At 64.2% G+C, this 15,424-nt stretch carries 11 protein-coding genes; 4 read left to right on the forward strand and 7 right to left on the reverse strand.

The features are described 5' to 3' along the window. Positions 1–44 precede the first annotated feature (44 nt). From ACPEE1_RS17975 to ACPEE1_RS17985, 3 genes are all read right to left on the reverse strand, one after another. A complete protein-coding gene (locus ACPEE1_RS17975) occupies positions 45–2,225 on the reverse strand; it encodes a M48 family metalloprotease (RefSeq protein WP_423934233.1) in 2,181 nt (726 codons plus the stop codon). A gap of 244 nt (positions 2,226–2,469) precedes the next feature. Beyond that, the gene (locus ACPEE1_RS17980; protein ID WP_116924783.1) at positions 2,470–3,804 is read right to left on the reverse strand and encodes a homoserine dehydrogenase; all 1,335 of its coding nucleotides are present in this window, start codon (positions 3,802–3,804) and stop codon (positions 2,470–2,472) included. A 79-nt stretch (positions 3,805–3,883) separates the two neighbouring features. Further along, positions 3,884–5,179, reverse strand: coding sequence for a pyridoxal phosphate-dependent aminotransferase (locus ACPEE1_RS17985; protein WP_116924782.1), 1,296 nt, complete (start codon positions 5,177–5,179; stop codon positions 3,884–3,886). Positions 5,180–5,375: 196 nt separating this feature from the next. On the opposite strand from ACPEE1_RS17985, the gene ACPEE1_RS17990 reads away from it, so the two are divergent. From ACPEE1_RS17990 to ACPEE1_RS18000, 3 genes are all read left to right on the forward strand, one after another. Further along, positions 5,376–5,756: an Mth938-like domain-containing protein gene (locus tag ACPEE1_RS17990; RefSeq protein WP_423934236.1), complete on the forward strand. Its 381-nt coding sequence runs from the start codon at positions 5,376–5,378 to the stop codon at positions 5,754–5,756. Positions 5,757–5,910: 154 nt separating this feature from the next. Beyond that, positions 5,911–6,399: a peroxiredoxin gene (locus ACPEE1_RS17995; RefSeq protein ID WP_021025569.1), complete on the forward strand. Its 489-nt coding sequence runs from the start codon at positions 5,911–5,913 to the stop codon at positions 6,397–6,399. 289 nt (positions 6,400–6,688) lie between these two features. Beyond that, on the forward strand, positions 6,689–8,470 hold the full coding sequence (locus tag ACPEE1_RS18000; RefSeq protein ID WP_182345139.1) for a PhoH family protein: 1,782 nt from the start codon (positions 6,689–6,691) through the stop codon (positions 8,468–8,470). A gap of 107 nt (positions 8,471–8,577) precedes the next feature. Here ACPEE1_RS18000 and ACPEE1_RS18005 read toward each other — a convergent pair whose 3' ends face one another. Together ACPEE1_RS18005 and ACPEE1_RS18010 are read right to left on the reverse strand one after the other, a co-directional pair. Beyond that, positions 8,578–10,269, reverse strand: coding sequence for a thiamine pyrophosphate-binding protein (locus ACPEE1_RS18005; RefSeq protein ID WP_423934240.1), 1,692 nt, complete (start codon positions 10,267–10,269; stop codon positions 8,578–8,580). Between the two features lie 361 nt (positions 10,270–10,630). Further along, the gene (locus tag ACPEE1_RS18010) at positions 10,631–12,163 is read right to left on the reverse strand and encodes an aldehyde dehydrogenase family protein (RefSeq protein WP_423934243.1); all 1,533 of its coding nucleotides are present in this window, start codon (positions 12,161–12,163) and stop codon (positions 10,631–10,633) included. A gap of 283 nt (positions 12,164–12,446) precedes the next feature. Between ACPEE1_RS18010 and ACPEE1_RS18015 the strand changes: the two genes are divergently transcribed. After that, complete coding sequence (locus tag ACPEE1_RS18015; protein ID WP_021028349.1) at positions 12,447–13,349, forward strand: LysR substrate-binding domain-containing protein; 903 nt, start codon at positions 12,447–12,449, stop codon at positions 13,347–13,349. A gap of 33 nt (positions 13,350–13,382) precedes the next feature. Here ACPEE1_RS18015 and dnaB read toward each other — a convergent pair whose 3' ends face one another. Both dnaB and rplI read right to left on the reverse strand, forming a co-directional pair. Beyond that, a complete protein-coding gene (dnaB, locus tag ACPEE1_RS18020) occupies positions 13,383–14,795 on the reverse strand; it encodes a replicative DNA helicase (RefSeq protein ID WP_021028348.1) in 1,413 nt (470 codons plus the stop codon). Between the two features lie 166 nt (positions 14,796–14,961). Beyond that, entirely contained in the window at positions 14,962–15,414 is a 453-nt protein-coding gene (gene rplI / locus ACPEE1_RS18025) for a 50S ribosomal protein L9 (RefSeq protein WP_116924777.1), read from the reverse strand. Positions 15,415–15,424 lie beyond the last annotated feature (10 nt).

Genomic DNA, 15,424 nt, shown 5'->3' on the forward strand with positions numbered 1-15,424 from the left:
GCCCCGGACTGGGTCCGAGGCCTGGCTGGGTTGTGGAGCAGCCGTTAGACCTGCTCTCCCATGCGCGCCAGTTCCTGGCGGGCGTAGTAGGCGCGCCACTGGTTCAGCACCAGCTCGGCAAAGGCCTGGTTCTTCATCTTCTTGACACCCTTGAGCATCACGACCACACGCTGCTTTTTCTTCTGGAACTGGGCGCGGCGCTTGCCCACGCCCATTGCGGGCGGCTGCACACCGGGCTCCAGGGCCATGATGACGGTGAGCATGTGGTTGGCCTGGTTGAACTCGAAATCATCGATCGCCGACCAGGGCAGCAGCTCCTGCGCATTGAAGAGGCGCAGGCCCGCGGGCTGCAGCACCATCGCCGGGCTTTGGCTGTCGCGCCAGAACAGCCACGCCACCCATACGCAGACAAGACCACCGGCCAGCACACCTGCACCGACCGCCATGTGCAGACCCGCCATGAACAAGGCCACCGCGCCGCCAAAGCAGGCCAGGGCCAGAAAGCCGAACAAGCCCACCATGAAGGCCGAGCGCTCATGGATCACCGTCTCGGGCGCAGCCAGCGCCGCGATCTCGCGCAGCTCGGCCAGCTTGGCACTGCGGTTGGCCGCGGCTGCGCTGCTGAGCTCGTTTTGCAAGGCGGCATTCAGATCGGCGACCGGGGCCGGTGCGACCGCCCCGGCCAGGGTGCGGCTGCCGGCAGCGGGCGCGCCCTGCTCCAGGCCAAACTCCTGCAGCAGCTGGCTGCCCTGGGCATCCATCGCCCGGGCCAGCAGCTCGGGGCTGACGGGTACACCCAGCGCAGCGAGGCGCTCGGCCAGCTCGGGGTGGGTGTCGGTCGGGTGGGCCTGGCGCTGGTCCAGGTGCTCGCTCGGGTCGGCCATGCCCTTGGCAGCGACCAGCTGGCGCACATGGCCCAGCACGCCGCCTGCGACCGTCTCGCCCCGGTCCCAGTTGGCCTGCAGCGCCTCATCCACCAGCGGGGCCAGCGCGCTGATGCGCAGCAAGGACGACGCAACGGCCTGTGGGCTCACGACCTGCGCGCCCACCGCATCGGCGGCCAGCTCGCGCTTGCGGCTCCAGTAGCGCACCGCTTCGTGGAAGCTGTCCAAGAACATCTCGCCAAACAAGGTGGCTGGCCGGCGCAGGATGTCCATCCAGGAGCCCTCATGGCGCTCACCGCCGCTGATGGCCACCAGGTGGTGGAGGGTGGCGCTGTAGATCGGTGAGAAGCGCTGGCTGTAGAGCGTGTCCTCGCCGATGAAGTGACCCAACTCGTGGCCGATCACCGCAGCGACCTCGCCTGCATTGAGAAAGGCCATATAGGGCAAGGGCAGGTACAGCACCCGCCCCTGGGGCAGCAAGGCGCCACTGGCCAGCTGCACCGGGTGCTCGGTCACAAAAAAGCCTTCGTCCAGGCCCACGACCAGCGCATCGGGCATACCGGCGCCCGTCTTGGCGGCCACGCGGTCCACAAAGGCCCAGAGTTCGGGCGCCTGCGGGCGGCTGACGGTCTGCCCCATCACCTCAATGGGCGCGTTCTCCAGCGGCTTGCGCGATGCCTTCCAGACATCGATCAGCACCTTGCAGCCCGAGTAGAGCAGGAACAGCGCCAGGCCGCCGAGGATGAACATCAGCTTCATGTCGCCCTTGCTGTAGTTGCGGTGGCGCAGGATGGGCATCATCTCGTAGACCAGCAGCGGGATGGCCGCACCGAACAGCAGCAGCACCATGACCACCATATAGGTCGGCAAGAGCTTGCGGCCCTTCTGGAAGGTCGCGAGCAGCTGCTCGCGCGATTGCAGGGCCTTGGTGCCCATGCCGCGCTGGTACACCACACCCAGCGCCGACCACAGCAGCGCCAGCACGCTGAAGGCGATGGTGCCGCCCGCCAGCACCGGCTGCAAGTTACGGGTGGTGACATTCAGACCCTGGTTTTGCAGGTCCTGGATGGCCATCAGGTACTCGTTTTTGACCTTCCAGACCGGGTATTCCTTGCCCTCGCTGTCCCGCACCGTCGCACGGCGGCCGGGCTTTTCGGCCTCGATCGCCTCGAGCTGGCGCACCACCTGCTGGTACTGGGCGATCTGCGCGCCCACATCCGAGACCGGCGTATCTGCCCGCGACCATTGCCAGAGGCCAATGGCCAGCATCAGCAGCGGAATCCCAAACAACACCCCCCAGCGCTTGGCCAGCGCCAGCCATTTCTTGTCGGTGTCCGACATAGTGCAACTCCCCGTCTTTGTTATCGATCTGCAGCCCCCGGGGGCGCTGCATTTGTGAGCGGCCATTATTTAGAAAAATAATGACGTGAACAAATACCCACAAGTAACAGAATGATGCGGATGTTTTCGTAGCCGTTGGGCCCAAAAAAGCAAAACCGCCTGGGCCGAATCGGCCACAGGCGGTTGGGTAGGCGGCAGGCGCCGGGCGGTGCGACCTGCGGCCGCAGCGGCTCTAGCGCTCGGCTTAGTTCAGCTCTTCCTTGCGGATACGGGTGATCGGCGCCAGCACGGTGGGCAGGCCCTGGATTTCGGCGAGCGCCTTGTCCATATCGCCTTCGCGCGTGTCGTGCGTGAGGATGATCAGGTCGGTCTGGGTCGAGCCTTCGCCACCGACTTCGTCGGCTTCGCGCTGCAGCACCGCATCGATGCTGATGCCGGCGCCCGCCAGCAGACCGGTGACCTTGGCCAGCACGCCAGCCTCGTCGGCCACGCGCATGCGCAGGTAGTAGCTGGTGGTGATATCGGCCATCGGCAGCACCGGCAGCTCCTGCCCCGCTTCGCGCAAGGTGCTGCTCTGGAAGGCCAGTGGCGGCACGCGGTGGGCCACATCGGCGCCTTCGAGGCGGGCAATGTCGACCAGGTCGGCGATCACGGCCGAGGCGGTGGGCTCGGAGCCTGCACCCTTGCCGTAGTACAGGGTCGTGCCCACGGCATCGCCATGCACCACCACGGCATTCATCGCGCCTTCCACATTGGCGATCAGGCGCTTGGTGGGCACCAACGAGGGGTGCACCCGCAGCTCGATGCCCTTGTCGGTGCGCTTGGTGATGCCCAGGAGCTTGATGCGGTAGCCCAGCTGCTCGGCATAGCGGATATCGACCGACGACAGCTTGGTGATGCCCTCGACATAGGCCTTGTCGAACTGCACCGGCACGCCAAAGGCGATGGCGCTCATCAAGGTGACCTTGTGGGCGGCGTCCACGCCTTCGATGTCAAAGGTCGGGTCGGCTTCGGCGTAGCCCAGGCGCTGCGCCTCTTTGAGCACCACGTCAAAGTCCAGGCCCTTGTCGCGCATCTCGGAGAGGATGAAGTTGGTGGTGCCGTTGATGATGCCGGCAATCCACTGGATCTGGTTGGCGGTCAGGCCTTCGCGCAGCGCCTTGATGATCGGGATGCCACCGGCCACGGCCGCTTCGTAGGCCACCATCACGCCCTTGTCGGCCGCTGCCTTGAAAATCTCCGAGCCATGCACGGCCAGCAAGGCCTTGTTGGCCGTCACCACATGCTTGCCCGCGGCAATGGCCTCCAGCACCAGGGCCTTGGCAATGCCGTAACCACCGATCAACTCGATGACCACATCGATGTCGGGATTGGCGATCACCTCGCGCGCGTCCTTGACAACGACGGCCTGGTCACCCACCACCGCACGGGCACGGGCTTCGTCCAGATCGGCCACCATGGTCACGGCAATATCACGGCCAGCGCGGCGGCGAATCTCGTCATGGTTACGTTGCAACACGTTGAAGACACCACTACCGACGGTGCCGATGCCCAACAAGCCTACTTGGATCGGTTTCATAAATTCTCTTGGATACGTTGAATAACCAACCAGGCGCCCAGCCGGACGCCTGTTGTTGTCAGATAGGAAAAGCGGCGACTCAGGCAGCGGATTTTTCTGCCTTGGTCTTGACCAGCTTGATATCGGCCTTATGGGCTTGCGCAAGCTGCTCGGTTCCGTGGCGAAGGCGGTACTTGGCCAGGAAGGCGGCCAGGCGGTTGATCGCTTCGCGCAGGTCCGCCTCATGGGGCAGGAACACAATGCGGAAATGGTCAGGCCGTGGCCAGTTGAAGCCGGTGCCCTGGACCAGCATCACGCGGGTCTCCTTGAGCACCTGCAGGAAGAATTCCTGGTCGTCCTCGATCGGGTAGACCGCAGGGTCGAGCTTGGGGAACATGTAGAGCGCGCCCTGGGGCTTGACGCAGCTGACACCGGGGATGGCATTGATCAGCTCCCAGGCCAGGTCACGCTGTTTGCGCAGGCGCCCGCCCTCTTGCACCAGCTCGTCAATGCTCTGGTGGCCGCCCAGCGCGGTCTGCACGGCCCACTGGCCGGGCACATTGGCGCACAGGCGCATGTTCGAGAGCATGTTCAAGCCCTCGATATAGTCGGCAGCGCCACTCTTGTCGCCAGAGATCACCATCCAGCCTGCGCGGTAGCCGCAGCTGCGGTAGGCCTTGGAGAGCGAATTGAAGGTGATGGTCAGCACATCCTGCGACAGCGAAGCCATCGGCGTGTGCTTGGCGTCGTCATACAGCACCTTGTCATAGACCTCATCGGCAAAGATGACCAAGCCATGCTCACGCGCGATCTGCACGATGTCACGCAGCAGTGCGTCGGAATACAGCGCACCGGTGGGGTTGTTGGGGTTGATGACCACGATGCCCTTGGTGCGGGGCGTGATCTTGGCGCGGATGTCCGCCAGGTTGGGCATCCAGCCGTTTTCCTCGTCGCATAGGTAGTGCACCGGGGTGCCGCCCGACAGACTGGTGGCGGCCGTCCACAGCGGGTAGTCGGGGGCCGGCAGCAGCATTTCGTCGCCGGTATCGAGCAGCGCATTGGTGGCCAGGCTGATCAGCTCGGAGGCGCCATTGCCCAGGTAGATGTCGTCCAGACCCACGCCCTTGATGCCCAGGCGCTGGGTTTCGTGCATCACCGCCTTGCGCGCGGCAAAAATGCCCTTGCTGTCGGAGTAGCCTGCCGAGTTGGGCAGGTTGCGGATCATGTCCTGCTGCACCTCTTCAGGGGCATCGAAGCCGAACACCGCCAGGTTGCCGATGTTGAGCTTGGTGATCTTCTGTCCTTCGTCCTCCATCCGCTTCGCCGCGTCCATGATCGGCCCTCGAATGTCGTAACACACATTGGCCAGCTTGGCGGATTTTTGAATCGTCTTCATGACAGAAACCACTACCTCTGAAAACACGGGATTGCAGCCGGCTGGCAACCATGCCAATACCTCGAACCCACAACCCAACTAGGTGAAAACTATAATTTGACCACAGATCCTTGCGTTGATCGCCCTGTAGTGGCTCCCAGTGCCTGCGGCACCGGGCCCTGCCCTGTCCTTGCCCCGTTTGCCGAAAGCCCGCGCCATGAAGTTCCAGCCCGATAAATCCGACACCTTGACCATCACAGGCTATGGCCCGGGCTGGCTGGCCGTGGACCAGCAGTCCTACGCATACAGCCTGGTGGTCGGCTCCAACGGTACCTTGCAGCGCTGGGATTGCGCGCGCTTCGAAGACCTGGGCCCCGCCCATTTCGCCCAGCTGGCGGAGGCCGATGTTGAAACGGTCATTTTCGGCAGTGGCAATCGGTTACGTTTTCCTTCACCGGCCTGGCTCGCTCCGCTGATTGCAAAACGTATCGGCTTCGAGACCATGGATACGCCCGCTGCATGCCGGACCTACAACGTATTGGCTGGTGAAAGACGCAAGGTCTTGTTGGCTGTGCTGCTGGAGGCTCCTGCGCTATAACCACAATCGATAGCCTGTGTTTATCAGTGGGGCTCGATAAATATTTCGATTCGGGTTAAAATACTCGCTTGCGGCCGCGGGCCTGAATAACAACTAGATGAATACTTTGATTCCTGCGGCCTTTTTGCGATTACTCCGGAGAAAATAGAGAGCTATGGCTGTTGTTGTCAACAAACCCTTGCCAGAATTTGAAGCACAAGCGACGGGAGGCCTGAAGGTCTCCAATGCGTCGCATCAGGGGCAAATTCTGGTGCTGTACTTCTACCCCAAGGATAACACCCCCGGTTGTACCACCGAAGCCATGCAGTTCCGCGACAAGTACGCGGATTTCGTCAAGGCTGGTGCAGCCGTCTTCGGCGTGTCGCGCGACAACATGAAGTCGCACGACGACTTCAAGGAAAAGCTCGAACTGCCCTTCGAGCTGATCGCTGATACCGAAGAGAAGCTGTGCCACATGTTCGGCGTCGTCAAGAACAAGATCATGTACGGCAAGAAGGTCAAGGGCATCGAGCGCTCGACCTTCCTGGTCGGCCCTGATGGCATCTTGGTGCAAGAATGGCGCGGCCTGAAGGTGCTAGGCCATGTCGAAGAAGTGCTCAAGGCCGTCAAGTCGATGAAGGCTGCGCAAAAGAAGGCTGCCTAAGCCGCTGCGCCAGGCGGCGACCGTGCGGCGGCGCGCGATCTGCGGATGCGCGCCGTTGCTGTTTCCGTCTTTCTGGGCCGACACCGCGATCCATGACTGCGATTGCTGGTTTCGGGACGCCCAGAATGTGCATAATGGGCTCCATATGTATGTGAGTCCGGATTGTTCTGTCATTCCCCATGAAAAAGGCTGTCTTGCTTGCGAGATGGCCTTTTTTGCATCCGGGGTGGCAGGCGTTCGGAGTGAGTTCGCCCATTTGGCGAGTGTTTAGATAAAGGCCCCGAGCTCCATGCCCTTGCCTCCCGCACCTACCCGCCGTGGCAGCCAGCTATCCGCTGGTGACTTTTCCGCCAAGACCAACACCCCATCCCGTGCATCCGCGGCCGCTGCGCGCGATGAACAAGACAACGATCTTCTAGACCTGGACACGGCGCCCGCCACCGTGGCCGCAAGCCCTGCGCCGCGCCGTGGCACGCAAGCCGCTGCCGCGCCCAGGACCAGCAGCCGCAGCAAGAAAGCGGCGGCCGCCCCTGCTCCCGTGCAAGCCCCAGCGCCCGTGGCCGCAAGCGCCAAGGCGCCAGCAGCAGCCAAGCCTGCGCAACCGGCCCGCAGCCCTGCCGTGGCCGAAGCCAGCCCGGTGCTGGCTAGCAAACCTGCCAAGGCCACCAAGCCGCGCAGCGACAAGGCCAAGCTCTTTGTGCTCGACACCAATGTGCTGCTGCATGACCCCAGCAGCCTGTTCCGCTTTGAAGAGCACGACATCTACCTGCCGATGATCGTGCTCGAAGAGCTCGACGGCCACAAGAAGGGCATGACCGAAGTGGCCCGCAACGGCCGGCAGGCCAGCCGCACGCTCGACGCGCTGGTGGCCAGCCAGGAAGCACACCTGGCCCAGGGCATTCGCCTCGATGCCACCGGCCAGAAGGGCGCCAGCGGCTGCCTGTTCTTCCAGACCGAGCCGCTGAACTACCAGCTGCCCCAGAGCCTGCCCCAGGGCAAGGCCGACAACCAGATCCTGGGCGTGGTCGAGGCCCTGCGCCAGCGCCACCCTGACCGGCCCGTCGTGCTGGTGTCCAAGGACATCAACATGCGCGTCAAGGCGCGCGCACTGGGCCTGGAGGCCGAGGACTACCAGAACGACAAGACGCTGGAAGACGGCGACCTGCTCTACACCGGCATGCTGCAGCTGCCGCTGGACTTCTGGGCCAAGGTCGGCAAGAAGGTCGAGAGCTGGCAGTCGGGCGCCTCCACCTGCTACCGCATCAGCGGCGCCATCACCCAGCAGCTGCACATCAACCAGTTCGTCTTCTACGAGGCACCGGGCGAGAACAGCCTGTTTGCCCGCGTGATCGAGATCCGCGACAAGACCGCCGTGCTCGAGACGCTGAAGGACTACGGCCACCAGAAGAACAATGTGTGGGGCGTGACCACGCGCAACCGTGAGCAGAACTTCGCGATGAACCTGCTGATGGACCCGGATGTGGACTTTGTCACCCTGGCTGGTACGGCAGGCACCGGCAAGACCTTGATGGCCTTGGCCGCCGGTCTGAACCAGGTGCTCGACGAGCGCCGCTACACCGAGATCATCATGACCCGCGCCACGGTGAGCGTAGGCGAGGACATCGGTTTCCTGCCCGGCACCGAAGAAGAGAAGATGGGCCCCTGGATGGGCGCGCTGGATGACAACCTCGAGTTCCTAGCCAAGGGCGACGGCGGCAACCCCGGTGAATGGGGGCGCTCTGCCACCAATGACCTGATCCGCAGCCGCATCAAGATCAAGAGCATGAACTTCATGCGCGGCCGCACCTTCCTGAACAAGTACGTGATCATCGATGAGGCGCAGAACCTGACGCCCAAGCAGATGAAGACCCTGATCACCCGTGCCGGCCCCGGCACCAAGATCATCTGCATGGGCAACCTGGCCCAGATCGACACGCCCTACCTGACCGAAGGCTCTTCGGGCCTGACCTATGTGGTGGACCGCTTCAAGGGCTGGCCACACAGCGGCCACATCACGCTGGCACGCGGTGAGCGCTCGCGCCTGGCCGACTTTGCCAGCGATGTGCTGTAAACCACTTTAGGTTGCAGCGGGGGCTTTGTAGCCGCTGCCAACGCGCCTAAGCACAAAAGGCACCGAGTCTCCACTCGGTGCCTTTTTTTCGTGCCTTCAGCCTGCGTTTAAACGCCGGTGCCGCGGATCTGGTCCAGGCTGCGCGCCGGCGTGATCGCCTGCGGATCGAGCTTGCAGTGCAGGATCACCGGCAGCTGGTGCTGTTCCGCCCAGCTGCGCATGGCAGCGAGCGCGGGCGCAAAGTCTTCGGTCTTCTCGACCAGGGCGGCATTGCCGCCGAAGGCCTTGGCATAGGCGACAAAGTCGGGGTTGCGCAGCTCGGTGGCGCTGACCCGATGGGGGTAGTCGCGCTCCTGGTGCATGCGGATGGTGCCGTACATGCCGTTGTCGATCAGCAGCACGATGACCGGCAGCTGGTACTGCACGGCGGTCGCAAACTCCTGGCCATGCATCAGAAAGTCGCCATCTCCGGCAATGCAGACGACGCTGCGCCGCTTGTCCAGGCGCTTGGCGCCCACGGCGGCAGGCAGCCCATAGCCCATGCTGCCGCTGGTGGGAGCGAGCTGGCTGCCGTAGTGCGTAAACGGCCAGAAGCGGTGCACCCAGGTGGCAAAGTTGCCAGCGCCATTGCACCAGACCGTGTCGGCCGGCAGCACCTCGCGCAGATGCGCCATCAGCTGGCCCATTTGCAGCGCGCCAGGCACCTGGATGGGCGCAGGATTGCTCCATGCCAGGTAGTCGGCATGGGCCTGCTGCACCAGCGCCTGGCGCTCGGCGCGCGGCGCAGCGGCAGGCTGGCGTGCCAGGGCTGCGCAAAAGGAGTCGGGCGCCGCCACCACCGCCTGGTCAGCCTGGTAGACCCGGCCCAGTTCATCGGGATCCGGATGCACATGGATGAGCCGCTGGCCGCTGCTGGCCGGAATGCCCAAGAGGCTGTAGCCCTGCGAGGGCACCTCGGACATGCGACCGCCCAGCAGCACGACCAGATCGGCCTGCTTGATGCGGGCAATCAGCTTGGGGTTGACGCCCAGGCCTACATCGCCAGCATAGTTGCCGTGGTGGGCGGGGAACACCATCTGGCGGCGGAAGGAGCAGGCCACCGGCACCGCATGGGCGGCGGCAAAGGCGGCGATATCCGCATGGGCCTGCGCAGTCCAGCGCGAGCCACCGGCAATGATGATGGGGTTCTGCGCGGCGGCCAGCTGGGCGACGACGGCGGCCACATCGGCATCGGCGGCGTTGGCGGGCGCGGGCTGGTAGCGGCGCGCATCGGGCACGCTGACGGTGTCGCGCAGCATGTCTTCGGGCAGCGCAATCACCACCGGGCCGGGGCGGCCGCTGGTGGCCACGGCAAAGGCACGGGCAATGGTCTCGGGGATGCGCGCCGCATCATCGATCTCGGTGGCCCACTTGACCATGCTGCCAAACACCGCGCGGTAGTCCAGCTCCTGGAAGGCCTCGCGGCCGCGCGCCGAGCGCTCGATCTGGCCGACGAAGAGGATCATCGGCGTGGAGTCCTGCATCGCAATGTGCAAGCCGGCCGAGGCATTGGTAGCACCTGGCCCGCGCGTGACCATGCAGATCCCCGGCTGGCCCGTGAGCTTGCCCTGGGCTTCGGCCATCATCGCGGCGCCGCCCTCCTGGCGGCAGATCGTCGTCTCGATGGGCGCGTCATAGAGCGCATCGAGCACCGCCAGAAAGCTCTCGCCCGGCACCGTGAAAATCTGCTGCACGCCGTGCACCAGCAGCTGGTCCACCACCAGCTGGCCACCGGTGCGTGCTTGTTGCTTGTCTGCCATGTCTTGTCTCCTTGGTCTTGTCATCGATGCGCCAGAAGCGGGGCATTGGACCCGATCTGGCCTGGCTACACATTGCGCCAGCGCAGCAAATGGCTGCGCAGCGCCACAAATAACGGCAGCATCGGATGCAACAAGGGCTGGCCTGCAACGGTGGCAGGCCAGCCCTTGGCAGATGCTGGAGTAGTTGGAGACAGGAGCGCCAAGCCCCTGTCTGGGTGGGAGGCCGCACAGGGCACCCGCATATCAGTGGCCTGCGCTGGCAGCACACACCGGGCGGCGCAGTGGCCGCCCCGGTGGGGAAACCTGCAGGCCCGGGCAGCGGGCAGCATGCCCACGGCGCCAGCCTGCGGCTGCCCACTCATCAAACGTCAAAGCGCACGCCTTGCGCCAGTGGCAGCGCGCCACTGTAGTTGATGGTGTTGGTGGCGCGGCGCATATAGCCTTTCCAGGCGTCCGAGCCCGATTCACGGCCGCCGCCCGTTTCCTTCTCGCCACCAAAGGCGCCACCGATTTCCGCGCCCGAGGTGCCGATATTGACGTTGGCAATACCGCAGTCGCTGCCGGCGGGCGACATGAAGCGCTCTGCATCGCGCAGGTCACTGGTGAAGATGGCGGACGACAGGCCCTGGGGCACCGCATTCTGCACCGCGATCGCGTCGTCGGCGCTGCCTTCGTAGGTGACGATGTAGAGGATGGGCGCAAAGGTTTCGTGCTCCATCACCTTGGTCTGCGCAGGCATCTTCACCAGAGCCGGGCGCACATAGTAGGCGTCCTGGCCCAGGTCTTCGCGCTCGCGCTGGCCGCCGATGACGGTGCCGCCCTCTTCCTTGGCCTGGGCCAGTGCGGCCTGCATGCCGTCGAACGAGGCCTTGTCGATCAGCGGACCCACCAAAGTGCCGTCGGTCAGCGGGTCACCCACGGTGACGCTGCCGTAGATCTTTTCCAGGCGTGCCACCAGCTGGTCGGCCACCGACTTGTGCACGATCAGGCGGCGCAAGGTGGTGCAACGCTGGCCGGCAGTACCGACGGCTGCAAAGGTGATGGCGCGGGCGGCCAGCTCCAGGTCGGCCGACGGCGTGACGATCATCGCGTTGTTGCCACCCAGCTCCAGGATGGAGCGGCCAAAGCGCTCGGCCACCTTGACGCCGACCTGGCGGCCCATGCGGGTCGAACCGGTGGCGCTGACCACGGGCACCAGCGGGCTGTCCACCAGCACTTCGCCCACTTCACGGGCGCCAATCAGCAGCTGGGCCAGGCCCGCTGGCACGGCGCCGGGTTGCTCCTGGTTGAAGGCAGCCATCGTCTGCTCCAGCAGGTGCTGGCAGGCCACGGCCGTCAGCGGGGTCTTCTCGGAAGGCTTCCACACCACCGCGTCGCCGCAGACCAGCGCCAAAGCGCTGTTCCAGCACCAGACGGCCACGGGGAAGTTGAAGGCCGAGATGATGCCCACGACGCCCATCGGGTGCCAGGTTTCCATCATGCGGTGGCCGGGGCGCTCGCTGGCAATCGTCAGGCCATGGAGCTGGCGCGACAGGCCAACGGCAAAGTCGCAGATATCGATCATTTCCTGGACTTCGCCCAGGCCTTCGGAGGTGATCTTGCCCGCTTCAATCGACACCAGGGCGCCGAGTGCTGCCTTGTGCTGGCGCAGGGTCTGGCCAAAGCGGCGCACCAACTCGCCACGCACGGGGGCGGGCACGGTGCGCCACTGCAGGTAGGCCTGGTGGGCAGCGGCAATGGCGTCCTGCGCCTGTTGCGCGCTGTGGGCCTTCAACACGGCCAGGGTGGCGCCGTCGGCGGGCGAGCGGCTGGTGATGTCCTGGCCTGCCAGGGGCTGGAGGTCGAGCGCAAGCGCCTTGAGAATTTCGTTCAAACGTTGGGTGGATTGCGTCATCGCTCGTCTTTCCTATTCACTATCACAACAGAAACTGTCCGGCCCTCTGTGCGGGCCCGGACCATGATGGGGGGTGCTGCCATCGCAGCTTAAAGCGCTGCGCGCCCGGACACGGGCACAGCACTTTGTATACCCTGTCCGTGACAGGGCTGCACAGGGCCCGCCTGCGGCAGTGCGCGGCGGGGGCAGAAGCACCAACTTAAAAATACTATGTGAACTATCAGGAACAACAAAATGAGAAAATGGTGAGACATAGTGCGTTTTTTGAACAAAGTCCCCACCCATGCGCAACGCGATTCCCAATATCGGCCTGTTGATGGCTTTTGAAGCCTCGGCCCGGCACGGCAATTTCTCCCGCGCTGCCAATGAGTTAGCGTTGACCGCCAGTGCCGTCAGCCGCCATGTCGCGGCGCTGGAGGACCGGCTGGGGGTGCCGCTTTTTGTACGCCACAAACGCCGCGTCATGCTGACCGATGCGGGTAAACGATATGCGCAGCGTGTGCGTGTGCACCTCAACGGCCTGGAGCGCGATACGCAAGAGATCGCCAACAGCCGCGCCCAGGGCTATGCCATCCACCTGGCCGTCGTCTCCAGCTTTGCCACGCAGTGGCTGGTGCCTCGGCTGCCGGCCTTTGCGCAGCTGCACCCGGACATCCATGTGCACCTGTCGGTGCGCTCCGAGCCTTTTGCGTTCGAGGAAAGCGGTTTTGACGGTGCCATCTATTCGGGCGACGGCCTCTGGTCCAAGACCCAGGGGCAGCGCATTGCCCGCGATGGCGCCTGCATCCCCGTCTGCAGCCCGGCCTTTGCAGCGCAGCATGCGCTGGCCACGCAGGAGGACTGGCAGCCGCTGGTGCACATCGGGCTGGAGAGCCGGCCCGCTGCCTGGCGCGACTGGTACAACGGCCTGGGCTGGGACTACTCGGTGCAGGCCTCGCGCGGGCCGCGCTATGAGCTGTTCTCGATGGTCATCATGGCCGCCGCCGCCGGCCTGGGCGTGGGCCTGGTGCCCGAGGTGCTGGTGCAACCGGCGCTTGATGCGGGCCAGCTGATCCCCGCCCATACCCAGACCTTGCCGGGCACGCAGAGCTACTGGTTCAGCTACCCCACCTACCGCGAACCGTCGGCCGCACTGCAGGCTTTTGAGCAATGGGTGCTCCAGCAAAGCCAGGGGCAGCAGGACTGAGCCCCACCCCAGCCTGCCCGGCGCTGGCGTGCATCAATAGTCGTCGCCGCCCACCGCCAGATTTTCAAAGCGGGTCTGGTTCTTCTGGAAGAACAGCTTGACCGTGCCGGTCGGGCCGTTACGCTGCTTGCCGATGATGACCTCGGCCACATTGGGCTCATTGCTCTCCTTGTTGTAGTAGTCATCGCGGTAGATGAACATGATGATGTCCGCATCCTGCTCGATGGCGCCCGATTCGCGCAGGTCGGACATCATCGGGCGCTTGTCGGTGCGCTGCTCGACCGAGCGGTTGAGCTGCGACAGCGCAATCACCGGGCATTGCAGCTCCTTGGCCAGCATCTTCAATCCGCGCGAGATTTCACCGAGCTCCGTCGCCCGGTTGTCCGAGCTGGCGGCCGAGCCCGAGCCGCTCATCAGCTGCAGGTAGTCGACCACGATCAGGCCAAGCTTGCCGCACTGGCGGGCCAGGCGGCGCGAGTTGGCGCGCAGCTCCGACGGCGTCAGGCCCGGGGTCTCATCGATGTGCAGCGAGACCGTGCGCAGCCGCTCGATCGCCTCGGACAGGCGCGGCCACTCCTCATCGGTCAGCTTGCCGGTACGCAGATTGCCCTGGTTGACCCGGCCGATCGAGCCGACGATACGCACCGCCAATTGGGCGGCACCCATTTCCATTGAGAAGATGGCTACCGGCAGGCCTTCATTGAGCGCCACATGCTCGGCAATGTTCACCGCGAACGAGGTCTTGCCCATCGAGGGGCGCGCGGCCAGCACCACCAGGTCACCGGCCTGCAGGCCGCTGGTCATGCGGTCCAGGTCGGCAAAGCCGGTGGGCACACCGGTCACATCGACCGGGTTGTCCGCCATCTCCTGCACCCGGTCGAGCAGATCCACGACCAGGTTGTCCAGCGACTGGAAGCCCTGCTTCATGCGCGAGCCCTCTTCGCCAATGGCAAAGATCTTCTGCTCGGCTTCGTCCAGAATGCGGTCCACCGTCTTGCCCTGCTGGTTGAAGGCATTGGTAGCGATCTCGTCGCTGGCGGTGACCAGCTTGCGCAGGATCGAGCGCTCGCGCACGATTTCGCCATAGCGGCGGATATTGGTGGCGCTGGGCACATACTGGGCCAGCTGGTTCAGGTAGGCCAGTCCGCCCACCTCTTCGGCCTTGCCGATGCTTTGCAGGTGCTCATAGACCGTGATCACATCGGCGGGCTTGCCGGCATTGATCATGCTGGCCATGGCCGCGAAGATCAGCTTGTGCTCATGGCGGTAGAAGTTGTCTTCGGCCAGCACATCGCCCACCCGGTCCCAGGCGTTGTTGTCCAGCAGCAGCCCCCCCAGCACGCTGGACTCCGACTCGATCGAATGCGGCGGAATGCGCAGCTGCGCCACCTGCTTGTCGGGGGTGATGAAGGCAGTGTCATCCAGGGGGGGAAAGGTCTCTGACATGGGAAATCCAAATGAGCAAACGCTGGCCCGGCAGCCAGCAATCCGCAAGAATAGCGCAGATGCCGCGCAAGGCTGGCAGCGACAAACAAAACCCGCATCCCGGAAACGCTGCGGCCGGGAACGAAAAAGCCGCCCGAGGGCGGCTTGTCAACGCAGAGCGTAGGAATTAAACGTGTTCGCCGTAGACGGACACATTCACTTCCACCACCACGTCGGTGTGCAGAGCCACTTCCACAGCGGTCTCGCTCACGGTCTTGATAGGACCGTTGGGCAGACGTACTTGCGACTTGACCACTTGGAAGCCCATCTTGCCCAGTTCATCAGCGATGTCGTGGTTGGTGACGGAGCCGAACAGACGGCCATCCACACCTGCCTTTTGGGTCAGCTTCACGGTCTGGCCGGACAGCTTCTCGCCTTGTGCTTGGGCAGCAGCCAGCTTTTCAGCAGCAGCCTTTTCCAGCTCAGCGCGCTTGGCTTCGAATTCAGCCTTGGCAGCTTCGGTAGCGCGGCGTGCGCGGCCCGAAGGGATCAGGAAGTTACGTGCGTAGCCGTCCTTGACCTTCACGATTTCACCCAGGTTGCCCAGGTTCACGACCTTGTCGAGCAGAATGATTTGCATGTTCGTGCTC

The sequence above is a fragment of the Comamonas sp. 23 genome (genome assembly GCF_049601575.1).
Taxonomy (GTDB): domain Bacteria; phylum Pseudomonadota; class Gammaproteobacteria; order Burkholderiales; family Burkholderiaceae_C; genus Comamonas; species Comamonas squillarum.